Consider the following 25548-nt stretch of genomic DNA (forward strand, 5'->3'; position numbering starts at 1 on the left):
TCATATTTAATCATATAATCTAGCAAAATTAATTAAAATTAGGGATGGTTTAATGAATTTAGAAGAAAAGAATTCAAGGGAAATAGAAGAATTTCTTAAATCAAAAGGTGCAGAAGTAGTAGGTTTTGCTAGTTTAGAAGGGATTAAAAACGTTCCGAAAGAGTATCCAAACAGCATTTTAATTGGAATTCCAATAGAAAAGGAAGCATTAAAAACCATTTATACAGATGACCAGTCAATTTATGTTGAATCTATGAAAAGTCTGGCAATGAAGCTAAATGATATTGTTCTTGAAGGTGAAGATTACATTAAGGAAACTATGAATTACAATGCATTGGCAATGTCTCGTGAAAGAGTAGCTAAGGATTTTGAAGGTTTAGCAAGCAAAATTCCCCATAAGACAACTGGAACAAGATCAGGACTTGGATGGATTGGAAGATGTGCCCTTCTCATTAGTCCAAAATATGGAGCTGCACTTAGATTATCAACAATCCTAACAGACATGCCTATTAAGACAGGAACACCAATTGATGACTCATTATGTGATGACTGTACAGATTGTCAGGATGTATGTCCAGTTGATGCGATAAATGAAGTGAAATGGAATTCCAGAAGGGAAAGGGAAGAGTACTTCGATGCAGAAAAATGCTTCGAATTCATAAAGAAAGAAATGCAAAGAACTCATGGAAAAAGCTTATGTGCTAAATGTGGACTTGCCTGTCCTTACACTAAAGAGTATCTTGGAATAAAAACAGATAGGGATTTGATTAAAGAGATATAAAATGAAAAAACTAAGAAAAAAACTAAATCAATAGCTAGAATAAAAAAAAAATGAAAAAAAACTTAATCAAAAACAACCAAAAATAAAAAAAAAAAAAAAAAAAAAATAAGTGAAAAAATTAAGAAAAATCTTAATTAATCACTGCTGGAATGTCCTTATATAAGTCATCCATATTAAAAGGACACACTTCATTAAAGTTAGCACGTGGAAGAACTTCAGTTACTACTTCAGCAACAAAATCGATACCTATGTCAACAAGCCACGCTAAAAACTTTGTTTGTTTGGTAGTTTCAATAAGTCCAACTTTGAAAACATTTTTACTTATAGCATTTGCAGCAGCACCTGCAATACCATCCAATATACCTACAATAGCCATCATCATAAAGAGATTGCCCATATGAACATCATGCTCCCAACAAGCATTTTCAATATATTCTTCAACTCCAGCTAAGATTGCTCCACCAAAAAAGCAAATAACACCTGCTGCAGCTTCTGAAATACCTATGGAAGAGGTGCTAACTACCAGTACGAGACAGGCAGAAATTTCAGCAATTCTCAAAGCCCATCTGCCAAACTCACTTGGTATATCTGAAGTAACATTAATTGGTTCCTTTGAAACAATGCCTCCATTATCGCGAATGACATATGAATCACCGACAAAAGTGTATTTTGCATCCTCTCCGAAAGCAAAGAAAGCATTTTCATCACTATTTTGAGAATCTTGGATTACGCAACTGTCAACTATAATATCACCATAGTCATTATATACTGCATTTCCATCATCAGTGGCATCATCATTTGCAAAGAAGGTATGATTCAATGTCATTTCTCCATAATGATTAAAGATAGCACCACCATCTTCAGCAATATTCCCTGTGAAATTACAGCCTTGACAATATACAAGTCCCTTTTCATTATATAATGCTCCACCTTTTTCATCAGCATGATTGTTATTGAAATTAGAGTTTAGGCAATACGCTGTTCCAACAAAATTATAAATTGCCCCTCCATCACTACGTGCCATATTAGAAGTGAAATTACAGAAATTACAAATGAATATTCCCTTTTCATTATATACTGCCCCTCCATATAATGCATTATTGTTATTAAAAGAGGAAAAAGCAACATAAGCATAGGCGTTTTGATAATTGAAGATTGCAGCCCCATAATCTTTTGTAAGGGTAAGATGATTAATTAAGCTACAGTTAATGGTTGAGTTATACATTTGCAATGTACCATTATTTTTAATAGCTGCATTGAATCCAACTAAATTAACACTGTTTATTAAGCAAAAACATCCTGAATCAAGAGTTAAGAATATGCTATCAAATGATTTGTCTTCATTATCCTTTACATTAACTATTGCACCATTTCCTTGAATAAATAAGTTTTCCACATTAGGAAAATGTAAAGAAGCTGCGAACTTATAAATATTATACACCTTTCCTTGAGTGAAATTCAAAATTACGTTTTTGACATAAGGTATTTTATTTATAATAAAATTATAATTGAAATAATCATCCTCATCCTCAATATTTACATATAAAGTTTGATCCCCTAAATTAAAAACTTGACAAAATGCACCTGTGCTTGAATGAATATTGATTTCATCATTATTGGAAAATTGAGGTTTTTGGCTTTTAAAGGAAGCAACATTATCTTTAAAAATAGGTGAAATGATGGTGGATTGACTTCCAACCTCATTAAAAATTGCACCTCCACTCATTGCCTTATTATTACTGAATCGGCAATCCTCGCATTTTAAGACACCTTTATTGTTTATTGCACCACCAAAGCCAATCATAACACCATTTTGCTCAAAACTCACATTTGTTAAATGGCATGAGCCACCATTAAGAATAGCTGGTGCAAATCCTTTTATGGTAATATTGTTCATTGATAAAGAGGCATTATTAGTGATATTAAACAAAGCGTTATTGTTCAGGAGAAAAGATTGTATATGAGAGCTTATTGTCGCTCCATTACCCCCTAATAACAATATTTTTAACTAAATCAGTTTTCATTAATACATTTGCCCAAGAATCAAATTCAAGATTCAAATTTTCCTTAAAGTCAATGAGTACAAAATCATAGGGAATTTTATTATTTGAAATAAAACTTGTTACATTTTTAAAACTTTCCAAATCATAAACGGCAAATCTATATAGGCTTAAAGTGGCATTATTGTTGAAAGTTAATGAGAATGCATTATCTGATATTTTATTAATGGAATAATTAGTTGCATTGATGACATCCCCCATTGTAATATTTATATCCTCATCACTTCCAATATTGACTGCATGGGTTTTCCAATGAATTTCACCTAAAACGCAAACAGCGGAAAGATCCTCACGACTTTGACATTTGTTTTTCTTGAAACTACAATCACATAAGACTATATTATCTACGGAATAAATTGCCGGACCCCACTCTTTAGCTACATTACCCTCAAAATATGAATTGCAGATTTCTGAATTAACATGAAGCCAAATTGCTCCTCCCTCATTGTCATTTGCAACATTATTTATGAAGAAGGATGAAATTGTAGAATCTACTTGATTGACATTTACTTTTACTTCATTTGCATGTATTGCTCCACCATAATCCTCTGCATAATTATTTGTAAATGTGGAATTGGATATATATGCAACATATCTGGCGTATATAGCCCCTACATAACATTGAGAAGCTTTAGCCCCTTCTGCCCTATTGGAATCAAATATGCAGTGATTAAAGTCAACATCACGTTCAGAGTAAATTGCTCCCCCATCAACTAGAGCAGTATTTCCTCTGAAGCAAGCATTTGAAGCACTTACAAGGTCTTTTGCTAATATTGCTCCTCCATTATTGTCTCCTGCAACATTATTAATGAAAAATGTATCAAATCTACCAATGGATTTATTAAAATTTATTCTTACAGTCATTCCATATATTGCTCCAGCAAAATCCATTGCACGATTATTTATAAAGGTGGAATTGTCTACATATACATCTCCTTTGGAATAAATTGCTCCACCATAGCAGTCAGGATTATCTGTCCAATGATAAATGTATTCATACCAAGACCAATCACGAGATTTGACCTCATTGCTACTGAATGTTGAATTTTTAACACGAACATCTCCTTCACTATAAACTCCTCCCCCATTTTCATCTGCAATATTTGAATCAAAGGAAGAATCTTCAATAGTCACAGTGCTTAGGGAGTAAACAGCTCCACCATGAACATTTATTGCTTTATTGGATTTGAAGGAACATTTTTTAATTACAAGAGGCCTTAATGCACCATTGTATATTGCCCCACCATAATCACTTGCCCAGTTATTAACAAACTGACAGTTTTGGAGACCGAAAGCATCTACACGACTTGCGAGGAGGTTTTGACAGTTATTAACAAACTGACAGTTTTGGAGAGTGAACTTAGCAACACCGCCAATGCTTATTGCACCACCTCTTTGATTCTTATCATTGCGTCCATTGACTATTTTAAGATTCTTTAAGGTCACATCTCCATAATATGAAAAAAATGCAAAACAATTTTCAGCACCTAAGCAATCTATGGTATGGCCTAAACCATTGATGATTAAATCTTTGTTGATTATAATATTAGCGTCCTTTTGGCCATAGTAATCCCTAGTCAAATATAAAGTAGAACCTTCTTTTGCATCGTTTATTTCAGCTTGAAGATCTTTAAAAGTTCCAGGACTACTAATAGAAACTTCAGGAATTTGTTTATTCCCATTATCTATATAAGGTCCAATCTTTGGAGTTTTAGAAGAATTGGCAGAACCACTGCTATTAGACTCATTATTCAAAATAAGTTTAGGACCATGAATCTCCATATGTGTTTCATTTGGTCCTTCACCAGTTATATCAACGCCATCAGACTTTAAAGAATCGTGAGTGGAAAGATAGTTATCATCACTTAAATCAACACTGCCATCAACATTTGCATGATTCTCTAAATGAACATCCTCACAATCACTTAAATCAACACTGCCATCAACATTTGCATGATTCTCTAAATGAACATCCTCACAGCTAATGTCAACGCCATATGAATCAAGATTAACCATCGCAGCATCTGAATTACACTCTGCTGCACATATACAATTTATACTTAAAAAAATCAAAAGTATTAAAATAAAAAATGAATGTTTAATTTTCATGTTTTTCCTCATAAAAATTTTAATTTAAATTAATGAATATAACCTAACTTCCTAACAAAAAAAAGTTTCTATATTATCAAAAAACTTAAAGCATTAAGTTTAGGTATACGAAAAAATATATTTTCTTTCTTAAAAATAAATGTTTTCGCATGTAAGCACTTACTTGCTCTTTTAAATACCAGTGCAAGTGTTAAATATGAATAAAAAAACATTAAATAAAGAAAAAGGATATAAAAAATAAAATTAGAACCTCATATTAAAAAAAAAGACTGTAAAAAGAATCTGGGCTTAAATTAGAAAATTATTATTTATTAATAAATAAATGAACAACTAGTTTAAGCCTAAAAAATTTTACATCATAAAAAAAAAATATTTAAAAAATAAATAAATTTATTGGATTTCAGCATTGAATACCAATGCTGCAGGTCCTTTCATGAATGCTCCAAGTTCTCCGTCCTCTTCATAGACTTCAAACTCTAAGTCTCCACCAGGCAAGTGAAGAAGAACTTCATTATCAAAAAGACCTAATTTTACACCAGCAAGTGCAGTTGAGGTTGCACCGGTACCACATGCTAATGTGACACCAGCTCCACGTTCCCAAGTTCTCATTTTTCCTTCATTTTTGCTGATTACTTCAACAAAATGAACATTGATCTTTTCTGGGAAAACTTCATGACATTCAATAGCTGGACCGTATTTGTCAATATCAATATCATCCACATTGTCTACAAACAATATTGCATGAGGGTTTCCTACATTGACGCAAGTTGCCTTAAAGGTGGTGTCAACCACTTCAAGGTCGCCGTCTACAAACTCATCTGAATCTGCAATCATAGGTATCTTTTCTGTTTTAAATGTGGATTTACCCATATTTACCTTAAAGAGAACAGGTTCTCCATTTTCTACAGTGATTTCAATGGTTTTGATACCTGATTTGGTTTCAACAGTCATTGTTTCTTTTTCAACGATTTTGTTTCTGTAAACGAAATCGCCGAAACAACGGATACCATTTCCACACATTTCTGCTTCTGATCCATCTGGATTGAACATTCTGTAACCGATATCTGCCACTTCAGATGGAACAACGAATAACACTCCGTCTCCACCTACACCAAAGTTTCTGTGGCATAAGATTCTGCATGCTTCCGGTTTGTCAGCTTCTGGAATTTGTTCTCCTTTGCTTTCATCAATAATAGGGAAATCATTACCAATACCATGCATTTTAGCAAATTTTAAACCTTTTAAATCTACCATAATATCACCAAGATAGTTTAATAGTTTAGTCAAAATTGTAGTTAATCATGAATTATCCCAAACCTATTGCAAATGGTCTGGAATAGATTGTTTTTCAAATATGTCGTCAAAGCTTTGAGCTTCACGGATTACAAAGGACTCTCCGTTTTTAACAAGAATCTCTGCTGGAAGAGGTCTTGAGTTGTAGTTGGAAGCCATGGTGTAACCGTATGCACCAACATTTAATATTCCTAAGATGTCACCTTCTTCAATGTCTGGAAGAGGTCTGTCTCTTGCAAACAAGTCACCGGATTCACATACGTTTCCTGCAACATCCACTTCTTGGATTGGCTCTTCGTTCATTTTGTTTGCAACAACAATGTGATGGTATGAATCATACATAGCAGGTCTGAGCAAGGTGTTGAATCCTGCATCTACACCTATGAATTTTCTGTAGCTTTCCTTTACACTGTTTACTTCAACTAAAATTACAGAAGCGTCTCCTACAATGTATCTACCTGGTTCAAGGTATAAGGTAGGTTCTCCCATGTCAAACTCTTCTAATTTTTCTTTGAATAATTTGACGTTTTCCTCTGCAAAGTGTTCTAAGTCAAGCAATTCTTCATCAGGAGTATATGGAATTCCAACTCCTCCACCGAAGTCAATGAATTCAAAGTCGATTCCTGCTTCTTGGTGAACTTTACCTGCAATGTTCATAGTGGATTCAATAGCTAATTTGAATGGTTCAGGATCAAGAATTCCAGAACCGATGTGAGAGTGCATACCTACAGGTTCAAATCCTAATTCCTTAGCTAATTTGTAGATTTCTACAGCTTCAATTTCCATAATACCGAATTTACTCATTTCTCCACCGGTAATACAGTGGCCATGGTGACCTGCACCTACCATAGGGTTTACTCTGAATGAGATTTTTTTGCCATTAGGATCAATGCTTTCTGCAAGTCTTTTAAGAGCAGAAACTGAGTCAATGTTTAAGATTACATCTTCACTGTTTACATAATCCATTTCATCGTTTCTAATGTTGTTTCCTGTGAATAGGATTCTATCTCCAGAGAATCCCATTTTTTTACAGATGTATACTTCTCCAGGAGATACAGCATCAATGCAACATCCTTCTTCCTCAAGGATTTTTAAAACAGCAATGTTTGTATTTGCTTTACAAGCATAGAATACTTTGAATTTAGGATAAAATTTAGTGAAAGCGTTATAGAATATGTTGTAGTTGTCCCTAATTCTTTCTTCATCAATTACATAGATAGGAGTACCGTATTGCTCTACTAAATCACAAGCATCAGCACCGCCAATATCTAAATGGCCTTTGTCGTTTGTTTTTATCTTTAAATCCATTTTGTGCCTCCGAAAAATATTAAATCGAATAATAATCTGATATAATAATCTGATATAATAATCAAAAAAATAAGTTTTCAATAAATATCTATTTAAACTAATATATAAAATTATTTAAGGAAAAGAAAGTTCCTATTAAAAAAATCAATGCAAATTTTAAATGGGATTTCAAAATAATAAAAATTAAGAAATGATTTTTACATTGCCATTTTTCAAAAATCCGGAATCAAAAGTCACTATCCCATCTAAGGCATAATACTTAGCAACTTCTAAAATTGAGCAATCTGTAAAACCTATTTTATGTTTATTATTTAATTTTCCATTTTTCATGTTAAGTTGCTTATATTTTTTAATAGTTATATCGTTAAAATGAGGAATTTCATACTCATTAATACAAGTGAAACTATCTTTCATCATATTATAAGCATTTTTTGCAAGTTCTGCACTATCTCTATGCCCTAAAGTATTTACTACTTCTGCAATAATTTGATTTGTTACAAAACATTCCATATCAGAAATATTTAAATCTTCTTCTATTTCAACAGCTTTTTTATGCAAAGTGTCATTAGGCAATATGTAAGCTATCAAAAAACTTGAATCCAACAATAATTTCATGAAAAAACCTCAAAAAAATATTATTTATACAAATCATTTACTAACTCAACTGCATTAGTGGTTTCCTTTAGGGTTCCTGCACCTTTTAAATCTTTTAAACTTAATTTTTTTCTAAAAGTTAAAACTATTTCCCCATTTTCATTTTCATCCCATTCTACAATATCCTCTGGCTTTATATCATATTTTTTTCTAAATTCTGAAGGAATTGTGATTTGATTTTTTTGATAGACTTTTGTTTCAATAACCATTAAATCACCTAGTAAATTAATTATTGCTATGTATATTTATAATTGCCAAGCATATATATTTTTCCTAAGTAATTAAAAGAGATTATACAAAAGGAATTTGGCAATAAATTTAATAAGAAATATGAGAATATAATATTTTAAGCAAATAAAGAAGTGAAAAAATGAATGATAAAAAAGACTGGGGATTGACAGTAAGAGGAGTGGTTAGAAAGGAAGATAAAATATTAATCCTCAGAAGACATCCAAAATCAAGAAACAATCCTCATAAATATGAACTTCCAGGTGGAAAAGTGGATCCTGGAGAATTCTTTGATGTTGCATTGATAAGGGAATTCAAGGAAGAGACTAATCTTGATGTCAATATAGAAAGCTTGTTTGAAGTTGTTCAAGATGAATTCATAAGCAGAAGAACAAACCAGCCTATAAGCACAGTTCAACTAATGATGAATCTTGAAATATTAGGTGGAGAGCTTCAGATAAGCGATGAACATGATGATTTCAAATGGGTAAGCAATGAAGAGCTAAAAGAGCTTTACAATAAGGATATGCTCACCCCAACACTTAGAAAAACATTAGAAAAAAGAGATTTTGAGATTTAAATTAATCTCAATTATTTTTTTTATTAACCAACACTTAGAAAAACATTAGAAAAAAGAGATTTTGAGATTTAAATTAATCTCAATTATTTTTTTATTAATCTACATTAAACTTTTTTTTAAAATAGTCTACTATTTTTCATATAAACGTTCAACATAAGGATTTAAATAAGTTTGAAGAACCTTTACAATAGGCCCAATTATCAATGCTGAAATGATTGTTCCTTCACGGACTCCTGCAAGGTATCCTAAGAAAACAATTGATAAAATAGCTGCAGTAAGGACAAAGCTTGTATCAACAAAAGGCTTTACCTTTGGAAACTCCTTTTTCAAAACCTTTGAAATAGCTACGATTATACCATCTGGAGGAAGATAAACCACTTCTGTTTGAACTTCAAGCATCACACCAAAAGCAACCACTACACAGCTTAAAAGAAGTGTTGCAAACTGACTTAAATAATCTGCAGGATTTAAGAAGCTTACCAACATCATTGAAAAGTCTATGGAAAATGAAAAGATTGTTCCCACAATTATCTGCAGATACTGTCTCCTTTCAAATCCGCTTCTTAGAAGGATTATCTGTATAGCTATAAAGATAACATTAAAAATCAGACAGACAGTTCCAACACTCATTTTCAATATCAGACTTGAAACATATGGAAGACAAATAATAGGGGAAGTTCCTAAATTTGCTTTTATTGATATGGCTCCACCTAAAGATATTAAAAACAGTGAAAATAAGTAAATGACATATCTTGAAATCTTTTTTATTTCCATGATTATAACTTTGATTTGAAATATTTAAATAATTTTTCAAAAAACAAAACATCCCATTAAACTTATTTAAGTTAAGAATTAGAAAAAATTATATAACTATCCATATAAATTAATCTTATAACTGAAATTTTGAGGAAACTAGAATGAAAGATAAAAAATACTTATTTTTACTATTGATATTAGTTAGCTTGCTTAGCATTTCCATTGCAAGTGCTGCAGATACTGATGGAACTGATATTGCAAGTGCAGAGATTGATGATAACCTTGTTTTAGAAGAGATTCAAGATGAAAGTTCACCAATGGAGCAAGTTAATGAAGATGATGTTGATGACGAAGCTTTCCTAAGGGAAGATGAAAGTGAACCAGGCAGCATTACAGATTTAAAATCCCTTTTTACTGATGACATAAAGGAAATAAAGCTAGAGAGGGACTACGTTTACAATCCTGAAAAGGACGAGAGTTCCGGTGGCGAAGTAAAAATAGATGCAGATAATTTCGTGATGGATGGCCAAGGCCATTACATAGATGCCGAGGAAAGAGTAGAATATTCCTCGTAACCGCAAATTATGTGACAATAAAGAATGTTAAACTGATTAATGGATTTTCTGAAGAAGGAGGAGCAATACATTTTTATCATAACGGAACAGTTGAAAACTGTACCTTCATAAACAACACTGCACTTTCATATGGTGGAGCAGTTAATTTCGAATCTACACTACAAAGTATGATGGGGATTGTAAGAGACTCTACCTTCATTAATAACAAGGCAGGATCACATGGAGGAGGAATAACTCTTACTGGAACTTCAATTGCAGAAAACTGCGTTTTCAAAGACAATGACGCAAACTACTTTGGCGGAGCAATATATGCTATCGAAACAACAATCAGAAACTGCACTTTCGAAAACAACTCTGCAGGAGAGAGGAGGAGCAGTATATGAGGCCAAAATGACCATGGAGTCTTGCGTATTCAACAATTGCTATGGCCCTAAATATGGTGGAGCAATCTATTCAAATCAACATGCCTCAATAAAAAATTGTTCATTTTCCCACAGTTATGCATCAATAGAAGGGGGTACAATCTACTTTGCGAAAACAGGGGAAATAGACGGATGCAATTTCACCAATAACTCAGTAGGATCAAGGGCTGCTGGCCCATACTTTGAAGATGCAGCCATAGGAGGAGTTGTAAACAATTCCATTTTTATCGACAATGTGGCACTCTATGACACTGCATTGTTTTTCACCTATGCAGGAGTAATGGAAAACACAGTATTGCTAAGGAATAAGGCAAGCTTTGCACCGTACAACAATAAATTATTCCCTGAAAACGATGAAGATAATCTGAAGATTAGAATTGAACACAATAACGAAAGGTTTAATGCAATGGGCAGCCCATCTATTAAAACTTATAATATTACATATTGGAATGGGGAAGTGGTAAACAGCATTGATGTACCTCATGTATCATGGACTTACCCTGGCATGACCATTGTTGTGGAAGTTTATGATTCCAATAAGAATCTGGTTGACAATGTTACATTACTTACTAAATCAGACAGCAAGGCATATTTCAATACATTCCATTTGGATGATGGAACATACACTTATAAAACATATCACCCTGATGACAGCTATTGCACATATGTTGAAGCAACCGGCAGTTTCACTTTAAGCAGAAACTCAAGCTCTGTGAAAATAACAAGAAATGACGACGAAATCCATTACGACAACAACAAAATCACCTTTGATGTCATGAACAGAACAAATGTCACTGTCATCGTGAGAAACTCACAAGGAGACATTTTAATTAATCAAAGCACAGATTATGATTATTTCATCCTCAATCTACTTCCAATCGACGATTACTATAATGTAACCGTTTATAATGCTGGAAACAAAACAGTTTCTCCAAGCCAAGACTCTAAGCTGTTTAAAGTATTAAAATCCAAATCAGCAATCTGGATTAACTATATCAAAGATTACACATACGGCAAGAATGTGAATATTGAATTTAATGGAGACAGATTGACAATAGTGAATATAAGCGTATACGATTGGGATGACAATCTTGTATTTAGCCAGAACACAACAGAAAGAACAATCCCTATGCCTTTATTGAATCAGGGCAGATACTACATAAATGTGACAAACTACGGAAACGAAACCGTGGGAGAAAGCAGAAATACAACAAGGTTCAAGGTTATTCCAGTATATAACATCGCAGCAATTTCAGAAGTGGAAAATGTCCTTTATGGTGAGGCAAGCAGGATAACCATAACTGTAGGAATGCCTGGAAACTATATCTTAGACATTAATGGAAATAATATGAAAATTGAAATAAACGGCAGTAAAACAATTCCATTATACCTAAAGCCGGGAAACTACTATGCAAATATAAGCCTTGACAATGAGAATATTAATACCACATCTTTCAATAAGGAATTTAAAGTTATAAACTTAAGCATTGAAGCAGAAGATATTGAATATGATGGTGCAGATAAAATCTATGAATATCAAGCTAAATTAATAGATGAGGAAGGAAATCCATTAAGTGATAAAGAACTATATTTCAAAATCAACAATGAAACATATAATGCAAGCACAAATGATAAAGGCATTGCAAAGATTGAGTTTAGCTTAAATCCTGGAACATATGAAATGACAGTTTGCTATTTAGGAGCTGACAAAAAGATTGAATTGAAAACTGTCGCTAAAGTCTATGTCAGTAAAATCAAAACCCAATTGAATGCCAAAGGAATAAGCACAATCTATAAAAGCGATAAACATTTATTGATTGCATTGGTTGATTTCGAAGGAAATCCAATACCTAACGCCAGAATATCTGTGAATGTTCCAAGTATGAAAATACTCATAACTGATGAAGATGGAAAAGTTAAAATACCATTGAGAACTTTAGCTCCAGGAACCTACAAAGCCAATATCACATATGCAGGGGATGGAATGTATGAGAACTCAACAAAAAGCATTGAAGTAAGCATTAAAAAAGCAGACACAGAGATCAATGGATTGACTCTTATGTCTTCATCCAACACATTTACATTTACCTTAAAGAACGATGCGGGAGCTGTCTTGAAAAACAAGAAGGTCACTTTAAAGGTCAATGGAAAAACATACTCTGCAAAAACAAACAGCAAAGGTGTTGTTAAGATCAAGGAAAACAAATTAAGCAAAAAAGGAAATTACCATGCAATTGTTAACTATGCTGGAAACAAATACTATAAAAAATCCAGTAAAAAAAAAACTATATTGACTGTAAAATCCCAATTTAAGACTATTGCAAGAGGCAGCAAATTAAAAACAACAGTTAAGAAAATCCAAAGAGCTTTAAAAAAGAATGGATATTATCTTAGCTATAAAAAGCATTATCTTAAAGTTGACGGAATATTTGGTGTCTATACTGAAAAAGCAGTGAAACAGTTCCAAAAGGCTAAAGGATTGAAAGTCACTGGAAAAGTTGATGAAAAAACTGCCAAAAAACTAAAAATAATTTAAAAAAGAGTTTGATTTAAACTCTTTTTCTTTTTTTATGAGGCTTTAAAAAAATCTAGACCTAAGATTATAAACTTATAATTTATTTAGAAATAATCAATTGAAAAATGAATATAATCCTATAAATTTTTACACAAGCTTTCTTATTAAAAATTAAATCTTATAAAAATACACAAGCTTCTTATTAAAAATTAAATCTTATAAAAAAAATTCTCTTTTTTAAAAAAAAATGTATTATTTAATGGTAACATACACTTTTTTTAGTCCTATAACAATTATTGCACATTAAGCATCTTGATTCTCCAAAGCCCTCTTGTTTCCATTTCTTTAGAAAATCATTCTCTGCTACAAATGGCCTATACATTGACATGAATTCAATTTTTGTCTTATTCAATAAGTCATTCATATGTTCCATATTGTTAAATCCACCACCGACAATAACTGGAACTTTAACAGAATCAATTAATTCATTGGCATAATCAATCAGTTCATCTTCAGAAGATAATTTCTTAGTGAAATATAATGGTGAAAGAGGTCTTGTTACCTGTATGCTGTCAACACCTACCTTTTCAAGGAGTTTACATGCTCCAATACTTTCTTTTGCATCAAATCCATCCTTTCTTTCATCAAATGTATTGACCTTGCATGAAATGTGCAAATCCAAATTATCCTTCATGACTTTAATCAATTCCAAAACTAACCTTAGCCTATTGAATAGATTTCCCCCATAGTCATCTTCCCTTTGATTATAATAAGGATTGATCATCTTTGATAGATAGAAATTATTCCCTATGGATAATTGAATTCCATCAAAACCAGCATATTGCAACATTTGAGCAGATGAGATGATATCTGACTGTATTTTCCTAATGTCTTCAATGGTCAAATCATTTACGGGAATATCCAAATCAATTCCACGATTATATTTGATGAATTCGACTTGACCTAAAATGGGAACATCATAATCATGATATATTTCAGAAATTTTCATTGCCATTTTCATGAAATTAGGATTGTGCATCTTGCTTGAATGCTCTGCAAACTTATCCTTTGGGTAAATGGAAAATAATTCAGAACTTATTAAGCCTACACCTCTTGAAGCTATTTTATCATAGCGGTCATAAATTGAATATAAATCTTTTTGTTGAGATTCCCATAATCCTGTCCTTATTATGCGACTCTTAAGACTTAAATTCCCTAATTTAACTTTATCAAAAATGCTTTTCATAATATTAATTAGGTTAACTTATTATAAAAAAAGATAAGTTATTTGAAACTGATATAAAAATTTAGTTGAAAAATATAAAATAGCATGAAAATAATAAAAAAATAGCTAAAAAATAAAATAAAAAAATGAATAAAAAAGAGAAAATAATTAATTATTTAAATTTAAAACAAGTGCTCTCCTTTTTGGAGTAACAGTTATTGCAGCTTTGACAAATTGAAACTCCATCTCCATTTGCTTTCCAATCAGCTAAAAAGTCTGGCTGTGCTACAAATGGCTTAGACATAGATAGGAATTCAACTTTTGAATCATTTAAAACATCATTCATTGATTTCATATCCCTCATTGAACCGCCTAAAATAACTGGAACATCGATTTCATCAATCAATTTATCCACATACACCAGAAATGGATTTCTATCCTTTCCATCATAAAGATATGATATTGTCCTTGCAGTTAATTGAATGCTGTCAGCACCTGCCTTTTCAAGTTCCTTTGCAACTTTTATGCTTTCTTCAGGAGTCATTCCATTTTTTCTAACGTCCCAAGGATTTATTCTGATGCGGACATGGAAATCCATAGTCTTTTTAAGAACCTTGATTATTTCTGAACAGATTCTGACACGATTTTCGGTATTGCCACCATATTGGTCCTTTCTTTGATTGAAATATGGATTGATGAATTTGGCAAGATAAAAATTATTTCCAACATCTATTTGCATTCCATCAAATCCTGCAAAGGAGAACTTCTTGGCAGCCATAATAACATCTGCCTGAAGACGCCTTATTCCTTCCAAGCTAATGTCATTCGCTTCCACCTTTTGATTCAAGCCATCATTATAATAAAAGAATGCCAAATGACCGAGAACCGGCACATCATGATTGTGGAAGATGTCTGTAATTTCCTTATAGTCCTTTACAAATCCCTTATAGTTTAGATTATTGCAGTATTCGGCAAATCTGTCTCTTGGATCAAATACAAACATTTCTGAATTGATCAATCCTACACCACTTTTAGCCATCCTTTCATATCTGTCAAAGACTTCACTCTTTAAAAAACCGCCATCTTCAGTTTGTCTTTCCCAAGTTCCGGTTCTTATGATACGGCTTTTTAGCTTTAAATCCCCTAAACTACATTCATCAAATATATCTTTCATAATAATCACGATTATCCTTGTTAAAAAATTAAATGCTTTTAAATATCAATTATCTAAAAAATGCACATATAATTTAGAATTTTAATTTATATAGTATTAAAGTTTTTGTAATTTAAAACTAACATAAATAGAGTAAGTTCAAACTTACCGTAAGCTAATAATTATTAATTATTTAAATAATAATCAAAAAAAGAAACAAAACACCACACACAAATTCCCCACCAATTAAATAATAATCAAAAAAAGAAACAAAACACCAAACCCATACTAATTTTTTGAAAAATGTTCAGATAAAATATTTAAAACTGAATAATATTTGATAAAATATTTAATAAATGAATAAAATTGAATTATTTTAATAATAAATGAATAATATTCATACAAATCCCAAATAGAGCAATATAATCAATAAAATTAAGAAAATATTTATAAGACATTAAATAAAAATAATAATAATATGGAAAAACTAGGAGAAAAATAAAATGTTGAAAAAAAGACTTATTTTTTTTAGCAATATTACTTATTGCTTTAGTTAGCATTTCTGTAGCAAGTGCTGCAGAAGATGTTTCAAGCAGTATTGCTAATACTAATGATGATGTTTCCCTTGAGGAAATTTCTGATGAGGGAGCCAATATTGAAGACAGCAATGACAATCTTCTCTCAACTGCTAATGAAGATGAAAAGCTATCAGACACCCCGAAGTCATTCAAAGACTTGAATGATGCAATTAATGGACAATCCAATGTCTCTTTAGATAGTGACTATGTCTTTAGTGATGAAGATTATGCTTTTGAACATGGAATTAAGATTACCCATGATATGACCATTAATGGAAATGGACATACAATTGATGGAAATAATATGGCACGTATTTTTACAATTAACCTTGCTACAGTTGTATTTGAAAACATTACCTTTGTGAATGGTAAAACACCAGGAGAATATGGACATGGTGGAGCCATTTGGGTAAATGATAATTCAAAAGCTACTGCAATAAACTGTACTTTTGAAAATAACGAAGCAACATATCTTGGCGGAGCCACTCATGGAGACCTTACCGCAATAGACTGTACTTTTATTGGCAATGTGGTAAAGGGCAAACATACTCAGAATGGTGGTGCAATGAATGAGGGTACTGCCATAAATTGTAATTTCATATCTAACGAAGCAGGATGGTATGGTGGTGCGATTTGTGATGTTACTGCTACAAACTGTACATTCATTTCTAACTCAGCAATATATGGCTATGACGCATACTCCTCTTCTTGTGAAAATTGCATTTTTGTTGATTCCGCTAAAATAAGCGCTTCAAACTTTTTAACCACATATAATTCCGGTGCAAAATTCACATTCGACCTTATTGGAACCTCAGAGGACGGAGAAATAAACATCGATAATGAAAGCATTGCAATTAAGATCACTCAAGGTGATGAAGAGAAAGGAACTTATAATGCTTTAAGCGGCAAAGATAACGGTTGGATTGTTGATTTAGAACCAGGAATCTATAATGCTACCTTAAGTTTTGCAACTCTTGAGCCTGTAACTGTAAAATTAACTATCAATAAGATAGCTACAGAAGTGATTACATCAGCAATAGCAACAACCTACAATATCAACAAAGACTTTGTATAAGCTTGTTGATGAATTTGGAAATGCTTTAAGTGGTGTTAAAGTATCTGTTGACTTAGGAGGAGCTAAAACATACACAACCGATGCTAATGGTCAAATAAAAATAGCTATCGGCAATTTGGTTCCAAATACTTACAGTGCAAAAATAATCTTTGAAGAAAATGAACACTACCTTAGAGCGGGAGCTACTGCTAAAGTTGTAGTCAATAAAGCAACTCCAACAATGACTGCAAGCTCAAAAACCTTTACCTTTGAGGACAAAACCAAAGCATACACAGTTACCCTCAAAGACAACAAAGGAAATCTAATGAAAAACACTAAAGTTACTTTAAAAGTTAATGGAAAAACCTACACTGCAACCACTAACAGCAAAGGTGTAGCAAACTTTAAATTAGCAACCATTACTAATGGCAAAAAATTAACTACAAAAACAACTTACAGTGCAGTCATAACCTATGCAGGAGACAAATACTACAACAAAGTTACTAAAAACGTTAAGTTAGCTGTAAATGCATATGTTTGGAAAACTGTAGCAAAAGGAAGCAAAGACAAAGCAACAGTTAAAAAGATCCAACAAGCTTTAAAGAAAAATGGATTCTACATACGCTACAACGGCCATAAATTATTAGTTGATGGTATTTACCAAAAATATACTGTAATGGCTGTTAAAGAATTCCAAAAAGCTAAAAAACTAAAAGTAACTGGAAAAGTAGATGAAGCAACTGCTAAAAAACTTAAAATCTATTAAATAAGAGTTTTTATAAACTCTTTTTATCTTTTTTTATTGAAATTAATTCCTTAATTATATAAATGGCAATTAGACTATTTATTGAAAATTAACTTATTTTTACAGTATAATAAATGATTAAAACAGCAATAATTTGCTTTTTATTGAAATTAAACTCTTTTTTTAAAATATAATAAAATTATTAAAACAGCACTGATTTACCTTTTATTGAAATTAAACTCTTTAAAAATAGAATAAAATGATTGAAATAGCAATGATTTACCTTTTATTGAAAATTAACTAATTTTTAAAAATAGAATAAATTGATAAATCAATATTAAACTTTTTATAGAAAATAAACTAATTCAAATAGAATAAATAAAAAAACAACGAATAAACTCTTTATAAAAAATAAACCAATATAAAAAAGAATAAAATAAAAAAAATAATAATACACACTTTTTTAAAAAAAAATAGAAAAAATAGGTAAAAACTTAATAATTATACCTATCTTCAATTATTTGACCATCTTTAATCTTTATGGTTCTTTCTGCTAAAGCAGCAACATCATTATCGTGTGTAACTATTATTAAAGTTACATTATAACGTTCATGCATTTCCATAAGCAAATCCAAAACCATTTCACCTGTTTTAGAATCAAGAGACCCTGTTGGTTCATCTGCCAAAATGATAGAAGGGTTATTTACCAAGGCTCTTGCAATAGCTACCCTTTGACGTTGACCACCAGATAATTTATTAGGTCTTTGCTTTTTCTTGTCTTCCAAACCTACAGCACGGATTATTTCACTTGCCCTTTCCTTCATCTCCTTATTGGACATTCCAGTAGGAAGCAGTGGAATTTGAACATTATCAAAAACAGATAAATTAGGAATCAGATTATGCAATTGGAAAACAAATCCTATTTTCTCTTGTCTGGACTGGCTTAAATCCTTCTCTTTAACAAGGTCAATGCCATCAATAAAGATCTTTCCCATTGTAGGTGTATCCAAAGCACCAAGCATATTCAAAAGAGTGGATTTTCCAGAACCGGAAGGACCAATAATAGATACGAATTCTCCTTCAAAAATATCAAGGTTTATGCCATTCAATGCTTTGACCATACCCTTATCGTATTCCTTCACAACATCGAATAAGCTGATTAATGGGTCTTCATAATAATAGTCATCATCGTCTCCTTCAACATAAGTGTCATTATAGATGTATCCATCATCATTGACATCATCAACATAAATCAATTCACCATCATCCACATGATTCTTATCTACCATAAAATCACCTATTCATACCTTAATGCTTCTGTTGGAGCAAGCTTGGAGGCCTTGTATGCAGGATAGGTTCCACCGATTATTCCAACTATTATTGTAATTCCAAATGCGAGAATGAATGTCTTAGGAGAGTATCCTAATGCAAAATCTGTAACTTCAAATAGTCTAAGGCCCACTTCAGGTATCAATATTCCAAATATTGAACCAATTATACCAGACAAAGTTGTTAAAACCAAGGTTTCTCCTAAAATCATAGTTAAGATCTTTCTGGATCTCCAACCTACTGACTTTAAAACCCCAATTTCCTTTGTCCTTTCATAAACTGCCATCACCATCGTATTGATGATACCAATGGCCCCTACAATAATCGCAAGACCTGAAACTGCTAGAGTGGCTGTATCCAATATGCCTAAAACATCATCTGCTATTGAAGATATCTCTTCACTGGTCAATGTTGAAAAGTCTTCATAATCCTCTTCAATCTTATCGCTTATTGCTGTATCGTTTACATCTTCTCCTGTTTTAACAAGAACACGTGAGACTCCTTCCTTACCGGTTATATCCTGTAAGCTGTCTAATGGAACAAAAACTCCACTGTCTACAAATGGATTACCCATTTCATAGACACCTACAACATTAAATTCATTCTCTTGTATTGTTATATTGTCTCCACGACTTATATTATTTGTTTCAGCATATTCTGAACCAATAATAACCTCTTTTGAGCCATTGTATATATCTTGCCGTCAACATCATTTATTCCAATCATATAAAGCTTTGCAGGATCCAAACCCCATACGGTAGTTGCAAAGCTGCTTGAATCAGAATCATCAGATTTCAACTTATCCATATTCAATTCAGTTACCGTTAGCGCACCTGCAGTGTCTATCACTCCAGACCGATTTCTCAATTCATCTACAACAGAACTATCTATCATACCAGAATCAGTGCCGACAGTACTTGAATTACTGACTGTTATCTCAGCACCAACATCATTCAGCGAAGTTTGAACTGAATCTTCCATTCCAGTAGTTATAAGACCTAATGCAACGATTGTTGTAATCCCTATAGCGATTCCTATAATGGATAAGGCACTTCTGGTCTTATTCCTAAATGGATTCTTTAATATTAATGTAATGAACCTTATATTAACAACCCCTTATAAATAATAATTATTTAATCTTTTTAATAATTAAACTTAACTGAAAATCAATTAAAAAAATTACTGAATTAAGTATTTAAAAAATGATGAAAAATAAATTTAGCTTAGAGCCATATAAACTTTAAAGAATGTCAAAAGAAACTCATTAAATAATTACTGCAACGAGCTAATTAAAAATTAATTAATCAATAAATTAATTACGGAAAAACATAAAAATTATTATTTTTTGAAATATAAGATTATTATTAACTTATATAAGTTAAGAAACCTTTACAATTAGACTTAAACCATTTAAGTAGATTACTTAAGTTTTTTAAGAAAAATATTATATAAATAAAAAGATAAAGTCCATTTTAAGTTTTATATGTAAAGGTGAAAAAATGTCAAAAATGTCTGAAGTTCTTGAAACAGCATTAAAACATAAACACATTAAAGAAGTTTTAGATGATATGGACAAAGCAGACGAATATTTAGAAAAACGTGCTGCTGAAGAAGATGAACCATATAAACTCCCTAAATTAGTATATCATACAGAAGTTAAAATTAAGGAAATGTTTGGACGCCAAGTAATAAGTTTTAATGAAAATGAATCCTCCAAGGACATTATCCTCTACCTACATGGAGGAGCATATATCAATCAAATTGATTCTCTTCAAGTATCATTTTGTGATAAACTTGCTAAAAAGACCAAAGCAACAATATTTGCCCCATTATACCCGCTTGCGCCGAATCACACCTATAAAGAGACTTATCAATTTGTGGAAAAGCTATATGAATGGATATTGGAATTCGAGAAGCCTGTTACAGTAATGGGAGATTCAGCAGGAGGAGGATTAACAGCAGCATTCTGTGAATATTTGGCAAACAATCAAATGGAACTGCCTAAACAGTTAATCCTTATATCCCCATGGGTTGACGTGTCCATGTCTGGAGACTATGAGAAATACAGAGACCTTGACCCAATGCTCGGAATAGAGGCTTTGCCTAAGGTAGGGGAAGCATGGTCTGGGGATTTCTATACAAAATACTATAAGGTAAACCCATTGTTTGGAAATGTGGAAAAGCTTCCGCCAACCAAAATATTTGTAGGAACACATGAAGTGTTCTATCCTGATATCCTAGCATTTTACAATAAGCTAAAGGATTATGATGTCGATGTGGAATTATTCGTTGGAGAGGAAATGCCTCATGTATACCCAATTTATCCAGTGATTCCAGAATCAAAAGAAGGATTTAATGAAATTGTAGACATTATATTGGATGATTCCTAATAAAATTTAAATCAAAAGAAGAATTTAATAAAATTGTAGGTCATATTAACTAATTCCTAAAAAAATTTAAAAAATTGGTGTTAAAATGTCAAAGATGTCAAAGGTTTATGAAAAAACATTAGAGAAAAGACATCGTGAATATGTTGATGATGTTGACAAGGCTAAGGAACATATGCAGGAATATTCCCTTGAAGAGGACAATCCATATAAACTGCCAAAAATGATATATCACTCTAAAGTGGAAAGCAAAGACTTATTCGGATGCCAAATGGTGGTTTTCAATGAAGTTGATAATGCAGAGAGAACGGTCATTTATCTTCATGGAGGAATCTATGTAAACGAAATTAAGCTGCCTCACATAATATTTTGTGATAAGCTTGCAAAAGAGATTAATGCAACTGTATTTACTCCAATCTATCCTCTTGCTCCTAACCATACCTATGAAGAAACCTATGAAATCGTTGAAAAGCTATATGATTACCTTTTGACAATGAATAAGCCTATCATAATCATGGGAGACTCTGCAGGAGGAGGATTATCTGCTACATTCTGCGAATATTTGGCAGCAAAGGATATGCCTCAACCTCAAAACCTTATCTTATTATCCTCTTGGGTTGATGTGTCAATGTCTGGAAATTATGATAATATTGATGTAGATCCGATGCTTGGAGTGGATAGATTGCGTGAAATGGGTGAAACTTGGGCTGGAAACTTAGATCCCAAGGATTACAAGGTAAGCCCATTATTTGGAGATGTAAGCAAACTGCCAAAAACAACAATATTTGTAGGAACTCATGAAATATTCCTATCTGATGTAACTGAATTTTACAATAAGCTAAAGGATAATGGAATTGATGTAGAGCTTAATGTTGGTGAGGAAATGACTCATGTATATCCACTTTATCCATTGGTTCCAGAAGCAAAAGAAGCATTTAATCATATTGTTGATGTGATATTAGATTAATAGGATAATGATTTATCCTTTTAATCCACCATCTATGTAATATAAGAAAAATGACAAAAACACCTATTAACCCATCACCAATAAAATAAAAGAAATATGACAATGATTTATCATTTAATCTATTAAAATATGTCAAATATAAAAAAATAAGAAAAAAATAAGAAAAATAGCTTAAATTAATATATAAAAAATTGTTTATCAGTTGATTTAAAAAAAATAGAAAATTAGTCAAGAATTTTGATAAAATCAAAACTCTTGATTATAAAATTTTAATATAAATTAAATCTTGATTATAAAGCACTGAATACTTTGTCAAGTGCTTCTACAAGTGCATCGATTTCCTCTTCCTTAACTACAAGAGGGGGAGCAAACCTCAATACATTGCCAGCTGTACAGTTGATTAAGAATCCTTCTTCAAGCATTTTACCAACTATGTCAGCTCCTTCAAAGTTCAATTCAATACCTACCAAAAGACCAGCGCCTCTTACGTCGGTAATGAAATCGTATTTTTCCTTTAATGGTGCTAATTTTTCTAAGAAGTATTCTCCCATTTTTTTGCTGTGTTCTACAAGATTTTCTTCTTCAAACACGTCTAAGACTGCATTAGCTGCTGCACCTGCAAGTGGACTTCCTGCAAAGGTTGTACCATGGTCACCAGGTACAAATCCTCCAGCTACATCTTCTTTTGCCAAGAATGCAGCCATGGGGAATCCTCCACCAATACCTTTTGCTACAGTCATTATGTCTGGTTCAAGACCAAACAATTCATGAGCAAATAATGCACCGCATCTTCCAAAACCGGATTGGACTTCATCTACAATGATTAAAACTCCTTTTTCCTTACATAAGTCATTCAAACCTTTGTAGAATTCTGCTGATGCCATATGAACTCCACCTTCACCTTGGACTGGTTCAATGATAATAGCTGCAGTATTTTCAGTGATAGCTTCTTTTACACTGTCTAAATTGCCAAATTCAACTTTTTTAAATCCTTTTGGCAAGTTTTCAACATAAGGTGCACTGTATTCTGGGTGATCAGTTACAGATAATGTTAGGATGGTTCTTCCGTGGAATGAGTCTCCGCAGAACAAGACTTCATGCTTTCCGCTGTATTTGATGGCAAGCTTAAGTGCACCCTCATTTGCTTCAGCACCTGAGTTTGCATAAAAGATTCTATCAAAATTGGTTGCATCCACCAATCTTTTAGCATAGACGGTAGCAGGTTCATTATAGTAAATGCTTGAAATGTGAATAAGCTTTGCAGCTTGGTCCTGAATAGCTTTAACAAGCTTAGGATGGCCGTGTCCTAAACAGTTTACAGCAATACCTGCCAAAAAGTCCAAATACTCGTTGCCGTCAATATCCCATACCTTAACCCCTTCTCCATGGTCAAGCACAATTGGGACTCTGTTGAAGGTATTAATGAAATATTTATCTTCAATATCAATGATTTCTTGTGTATTCATAAATATAACTCCTTGATTTTTTTATAAATTTGGTAAAATTGATAAATTTATTAAAAATTTAATTCCCTTTTGTTGATAAAAGGGATGATGAAATGATTTAATGTTTAATAAAATATCTAACATAGTTATATTTATAGTTTATAATATAAAAAAATAATTAATGATTAAAGATTTAAATTAAAAATATTTAGCAACCTATCACTTTTATAGTATGCAAGTGAAAATTAATAATTTTAAATAAAGATTTGGATTGATTTAGATGGCTAAAATAATACTTGGAAAAACAGAACTGGAAATAGAGAAAAACGGTTTTGGAGCACTTCCGATTCAAAGGGATAGCTTTGATGAAAGTGCAGAAATAGTCAGAAAAGCATACCACAATGGAATTAACTTCTTTGATACTGCAAGAGCATATACAGACAGCGAAGAAAAGTTAAATTATGCTTTTAAGGGATTTAATGAAGAATACCCAAGAGAAAGCATAATAATAGCTAGTAAAACCCAAGGAGAAAACAGAAAAGATATAGAAAAGGACATTAAAGTAAGCCTTGACAATCTTGGAACTGATTATATTGACTTATATCAAATCCACAATCCATCATTCTGTCCAACTGAAGGAGATGGAAGCGGAGCATACGATGCATTGTTTGATCTTTTGGATGAGGGAACAATTAGGCATATTGGATTTACTTCCCATAAGGCAGAATTAGCTAATGAGGCTATTGACAGCGGATTATACGAAACCATCCAATTCCCATTTTCATACCTTACAGGACAAAAGGAACTTGCACTTGTGGAAAAGGCAAGAGCCAATAATGTTGGTTTCATTGCAATGAAGGCAATGAGTGGAGGATTGAATAGAAGCTCAAAGGCAGCATATGCATACATTAACAGCTTTGATAATGTCGTGCCTATTTGGGGAATCCAAAGAATGTCTGAACTTGATGAGTTCCTATCATATATGAAGGAAGGAACAAAGCTGGATGAAAAATTGGAAGCAATCATAAAAAGCGAAAGAGAAGAATTGCAAGGAGACTTCTGCAGAGGCTGTGCATACTGTATGCCATGTCCACAGGACATTCAAATATTCATATGTGTAAGAATGTCATTATGGATGAGAAGATTCCCAACAGAACCTAACTTAGATGAAGCGACACAAGAAAAAATGAAGCAGATAGAAGAGTGTACAGAATGTGGCCAATGCATCAGCAAATGTCCATATGAACTTAACATTCCTGATCTTCTAAAGAAAAACTATGAAGATTATAAAAAGGTCTTATCTGGTGAGACAATAATAGAATAATCTCTAAAAACTCTAAGATAGACCAATGGAAAAACTATAAAACAATAAAATGATTTAAAA

23 protein-coding genes are annotated in these 25548 nt (G+C 32.2%); 10 read left to right on the forward strand and 13 right to left on the reverse strand.

Annotated features, from left to right (window positions below):
* Positions 1-52: 52 nt before the first annotated feature.
* Positions 53-781, forward strand: a complete 729-nt coding sequence (locus QZV12_RS01740) for a 4Fe-4S double cluster binding domain-containing protein (RefSeq protein WP_295616228.1) — start codon at positions 53-55, stop codon at positions 779-781.
* A 130-nt stretch (positions 782-911) separates the two neighbouring features.
* On the opposite strand, the gene QZV12_RS01745 is transcribed toward QZV12_RS01740, so the two are convergent.
* The 6 genes from QZV12_RS01745 to QZV12_RS01770 all read right to left on the reverse strand — a co-directional run bounded on the left by QZV12_RS01745 (position 912) and on the right by QZV12_RS01770 (position 8414).
* Complete coding sequence (locus QZV12_RS01745; protein ID WP_295616230.1) at positions 912-2780, reverse strand: hypothetical protein; 1869 nt, start codon at positions 2778-2780, stop codon at positions 912-914.
* Positions 2764-4857 carry a hypothetical protein gene (locus tag QZV12_RS01750; RefSeq protein ID WP_295616233.1) on the reverse strand — a complete coding sequence of 698 codons (2094 nt, stop codon included), beginning with the start codon at positions 4855-4857 and terminating at the stop codon, positions 2764-2766. Before QZV12_RS01750 ends, QZV12_RS01745 begins: the two co-directional genes overlap by 17 nt.
* Before the next feature lie 483 nt (positions 4858-5340).
* Positions 5341-6204 carry a diaminopimelate epimerase gene (gene dapF, locus QZV12_RS01755; RefSeq protein ID WP_295616235.1) on the reverse strand — a complete coding sequence of 288 codons (864 nt, stop codon included), beginning with the start codon at positions 6202-6204 and terminating at the stop codon, positions 5341-5343.
* A 63-nt stretch (positions 6205-6267) separates the two neighbouring features.
* A complete protein-coding gene (lysA, locus tag QZV12_RS01760; RefSeq protein WP_295616240.1) occupies positions 6268-7551 on the reverse strand; it encodes a diaminopimelate decarboxylase in 1284 nt (427 codons plus the stop codon).
* Positions 7552-7734: 183 nt separating this feature from the next.
* On the reverse strand, positions 7735-8166 hold the full coding sequence (locus QZV12_RS01765) for a type II toxin-antitoxin system VapC family toxin (RefSeq protein ID WP_295616242.1): 432 nt from the start codon (positions 8164-8166) through the stop codon (positions 7735-7737).
* A 20-nt stretch (positions 8167-8186) separates the two neighbouring features.
* Positions 8187-8414 carry an AbrB/MazE/SpoVT family DNA-binding domain-containing protein gene (locus tag QZV12_RS01770; protein ID WP_295616245.1) on the reverse strand — a complete coding sequence of 76 codons (228 nt, stop codon included), beginning with the start codon at positions 8412-8414 and terminating at the stop codon, positions 8187-8189.
* Positions 8415-8575: 161 nt separating this feature from the next.
* Here QZV12_RS01770 and QZV12_RS01775 point away from each other — a divergent pair, with 161 nt between their 5' ends.
* Positions 8576-9013: an NUDIX domain-containing protein gene (locus QZV12_RS01775; protein ID WP_295616248.1), complete on the forward strand. Its 438-nt coding sequence runs from the start codon at positions 8576-8578 to the stop codon at positions 9011-9013.
* Positions 9014-9142: 129 nt separating this feature from the next.
* Here the strand turns inward: QZV12_RS01775 and QZV12_RS01780 are convergent, their stop codons facing one another.
* Entirely contained in the window at positions 9143-9787 is a 645-nt protein-coding gene (locus QZV12_RS01780) for a YitT family protein (protein ID WP_295616251.1), read from the reverse strand.
* Positions 9788-9930: 143 nt separating this feature from the next.
* Between QZV12_RS01780 and QZV12_RS01785 the strand changes: the two genes are divergently transcribed.
* Genes QZV12_RS01785 through QZV12_RS01795 form a run of 3 tightly spaced genes read left to right on the forward strand, consistent with a single transcriptional unit; the run spans position 9931 to position 13302 of the window.
* Complete coding sequence (locus QZV12_RS01785; RefSeq protein ID WP_295616253.1) at positions 9931-10344, forward strand: hypothetical protein; 414 nt, start codon at positions 9931-9933, stop codon at positions 10342-10344.
* Positions 10345-10355: 11 nt separating this feature from the next.
* Positions 10356-10727 carry a hypothetical protein gene (locus QZV12_RS01790; RefSeq protein WP_295616256.1) on the forward strand — a complete coding sequence of 124 codons (372 nt, stop codon included), beginning with the start codon at positions 10356-10358 and terminating at the stop codon, positions 10725-10727.
* Positions 10654-13302, forward strand: a complete 2649-nt coding sequence (locus QZV12_RS01795) for a peptidoglycan-binding protein (protein WP_295616259.1) — start codon at positions 10654-10656, stop codon at positions 13300-13302. The genes QZV12_RS01790 and QZV12_RS01795 overlap by 74 nt, the downstream gene beginning before the upstream one ends.
* Before the next feature lie 235 nt (positions 13303-13537).
* On the opposite strand, the gene QZV12_RS01800 is transcribed toward QZV12_RS01795, so the two are convergent.
* The gene (locus QZV12_RS01800) at positions 13538-14527 is read right to left on the reverse strand and encodes a tRNA-dihydrouridine synthase (protein WP_295616262.1); all 990 of its coding nucleotides are present in this window, start codon (positions 14525-14527) and stop codon (positions 13538-13540) included.
* 151 nt (positions 14528-14678) lie between these two features.
* Positions 14679-15680: an NADH-dependent flavin oxidoreductase gene (locus QZV12_RS01805; RefSeq protein ID WP_295616265.1), complete on the reverse strand. Its 1002-nt coding sequence runs from the start codon at positions 15678-15680 to the stop codon at positions 14679-14681.
* Positions 15681-16394: 714 nt separating this feature from the next.
* On the opposite strand from QZV12_RS01805, the gene QZV12_RS01810 reads away from it, so the two are divergent.
* Positions 16395-17312: a pectate lyase-like adhesive domain-containing protein gene (locus QZV12_RS01810; RefSeq protein WP_295616268.1), complete on the forward strand. Its 918-nt coding sequence runs from the start codon at positions 16395-16397 to the stop codon at positions 17310-17312.
* Positions 17305-18057 (forward strand): peptidoglycan-binding protein, encoded by a 753-nt coding sequence (locus QZV12_RS01815; protein WP_295616271.1) that lies wholly within the window; start codon positions 17305-17307, stop codon positions 18055-18057. Before QZV12_RS01810 ends, QZV12_RS01815 begins: the two co-directional genes overlap by 8 nt.
* A gap of 473 nt (positions 18058-18530) precedes the next feature.
* Here QZV12_RS01815 and QZV12_RS01820 read toward each other — a convergent pair whose 3' ends face one another.
* From QZV12_RS01820 to QZV12_RS01830, 3 genes are read right to left on the reverse strand one after another with little or no spacing between them, the layout of a single operon-like run.
* Positions 18531-19325, reverse strand: coding sequence for an ABC transporter ATP-binding protein (locus QZV12_RS01820; RefSeq protein ID WP_295616275.1), 795 nt, complete (start codon positions 19323-19325; stop codon positions 18531-18533).
* A gap of 8 nt (positions 19326-19333) precedes the next feature.
* Positions 19334-20059, reverse strand: a complete 726-nt coding sequence (locus QZV12_RS01825; protein WP_366925519.1) for an FtsX-like permease family protein — start codon at positions 20057-20059, stop codon at positions 19334-19336.
* Positions 19999-20469: an ABC transporter permease gene (locus tag QZV12_RS01830; RefSeq protein ID WP_366925520.1), complete on the reverse strand. Its 471-nt coding sequence runs from the start codon at positions 20467-20469 to the stop codon at positions 19999-20001. Before QZV12_RS01830 ends, QZV12_RS01825 begins: the two co-directional genes overlap by 61 nt.
* A 395-nt stretch (positions 20470-20864) precedes the next feature.
* Here QZV12_RS01830 and QZV12_RS01835 point away from each other — a divergent pair, with 395 nt between their 5' ends.
* Positions 20865-21755 (forward strand): alpha/beta hydrolase, encoded by an 891-nt coding sequence (locus QZV12_RS01835; RefSeq protein ID WP_295616281.1) that lies wholly within the window; start codon positions 20865-20867, stop codon positions 21753-21755.
* 85 nt (positions 21756-21840) lie between these two features.
* Positions 21841-22719: an alpha/beta hydrolase gene (locus QZV12_RS01840; RefSeq protein WP_295616285.1), complete on the forward strand. Its 879-nt coding sequence runs from the start codon at positions 21841-21843 to the stop codon at positions 22717-22719.
* Between the two features lie 290 nt (positions 22720-23009).
* On the opposite strand, the gene QZV12_RS01845 is transcribed toward QZV12_RS01840, so the two are convergent.
* Positions 23010-24185 carry an aspartate aminotransferase family protein gene (locus tag QZV12_RS01845; RefSeq protein ID WP_295616288.1) on the reverse strand — a complete coding sequence of 392 codons (1176 nt, stop codon included), beginning with the start codon at positions 24183-24185 and terminating at the stop codon, positions 23010-23012.
* Between the two features lie 259 nt (positions 24186-24444).
* Here QZV12_RS01845 and QZV12_RS01850 point away from each other — a divergent pair, with 259 nt between their 5' ends.
* Positions 24445-25488, forward strand: a complete 1044-nt coding sequence (locus QZV12_RS01850) for an aldo/keto reductase (RefSeq protein WP_295616291.1) — start codon at positions 24445-24447, stop codon at positions 25486-25488.
* Positions 25489-25548 lie beyond the last annotated feature (60 nt).

This window comes from uncultured Methanobrevibacter sp., assembly GCF_902769175.1.
In the GTDB taxonomy this organism is placed as follows: Archaea; Methanobacteriota; Methanobacteria; order Methanobacteriales; family Methanobacteriaceae; genus Methanobrevibacter.

What these genes read in the sequence shown, in the direction of transcription:
- lysA (WP_295616240.1), bottom strand. Translation starts at nt 7,551, where the DNA reads ATGGATTTAAAGATAAAAACAAACGACAAAGGCCATTTAGATATTGGC.
- QZV12_RS01800 (WP_295616262.1), bottom strand. Translation starts at nt 14,527, where the DNA reads ATGAAAAGCATTTTTGATAAAGTTAAATTAGGGAATTTAAGTCTTAAG.
- QZV12_RS01750 (WP_295616233.1), bottom strand. Translation starts at nt 4,857, where the DNA reads ATGGTTAATCTTGATTCATATGGCGTTGACATTAGCTGTGAGGATGTT.
- QZV12_RS01740 (WP_295616228.1), top strand. Translation starts at nt 53, where the DNA reads ATGAATTTAGAAGAAAAGAATTCAAGGGAAATAGAAGAATTTCTTAAA.
- QZV12_RS01770 (WP_295616245.1), bottom strand. Translation starts at nt 8,414, where the DNA reads ATGGTTATTGAAACAAAAGTCTATCAAAAAAATCAAATCACAATTCCT.
- QZV12_RS01765 (WP_295616242.1), bottom strand. Translation starts at nt 8,166, where the DNA reads ATGAAATTATTGTTGGATTCAAGTTTTTTGATAGCTTACATATTGCCT.
- QZV12_RS01835 (WP_295616281.1), top strand. Translation starts at nt 20,865, where the DNA reads ATGTCAAAAATGTCTGAAGTTCTTGAAACAGCATTAAAACATAAACAC.
- QZV12_RS01845 (WP_295616288.1), bottom strand. Translation starts at nt 24,185, where the DNA reads ATGAATACACAAGAAATCATTGATATTGAAGATAAATATTTCATTAAT.
- QZV12_RS01805 (WP_295616265.1), bottom strand. Translation starts at nt 15,680, where the DNA reads ATGAAAGATATATTTGATGAATGTAGTTTAGGGGATTTAAAGCTAAAA.
- QZV12_RS01850 (WP_295616291.1), top strand. Translation starts at nt 24,445, where the DNA reads ATGGCTAAAATAATACTTGGAAAAACAGAACTGGAAATAGAGAAAAAC.
- QZV12_RS01795 (WP_295616259.1), top strand. Translation starts at nt 10,654, where the DNA reads ATGCTATCGAAACAACAATCAGAAACTGCACTTTCGAAAACAACTCTG.
- QZV12_RS01775 (WP_295616248.1), top strand. Translation starts at nt 8,576, where the DNA reads ATGAATGATAAAAAAGACTGGGGATTGACAGTAAGAGGAGTGGTTAGA.
- QZV12_RS01780 (WP_295616251.1), bottom strand. Translation starts at nt 9,787, where the DNA reads ATGGAAATAAAAAAGATTTCAAGATATGTCATTTACTTATTTTCACTG.
- dapF (WP_295616235.1), bottom strand. Translation starts at nt 6,204, where the DNA reads ATGGTAGATTTAAAAGGTTTAAAATTTGCTAAAATGCATGGTATTGGT.
- QZV12_RS01785 (WP_295616253.1), top strand. Translation starts at nt 9,931, where the DNA reads ATGAAAGATAAAAAATACTTATTTTTACTATTGATATTAGTTAGCTTG.
- QZV12_RS01820 (WP_295616275.1), bottom strand. Translation starts at nt 19,325, where the DNA reads ATGGTAGATAAGAATCATGTGGATGATGGTGAATTGATTTATGTTGAT.
- QZV12_RS01840 (WP_295616285.1), top strand. Translation starts at nt 21,841, where the DNA reads ATGTCAAAGATGTCAAAGGTTTATGAAAAAACATTAGAGAAAAGACAT.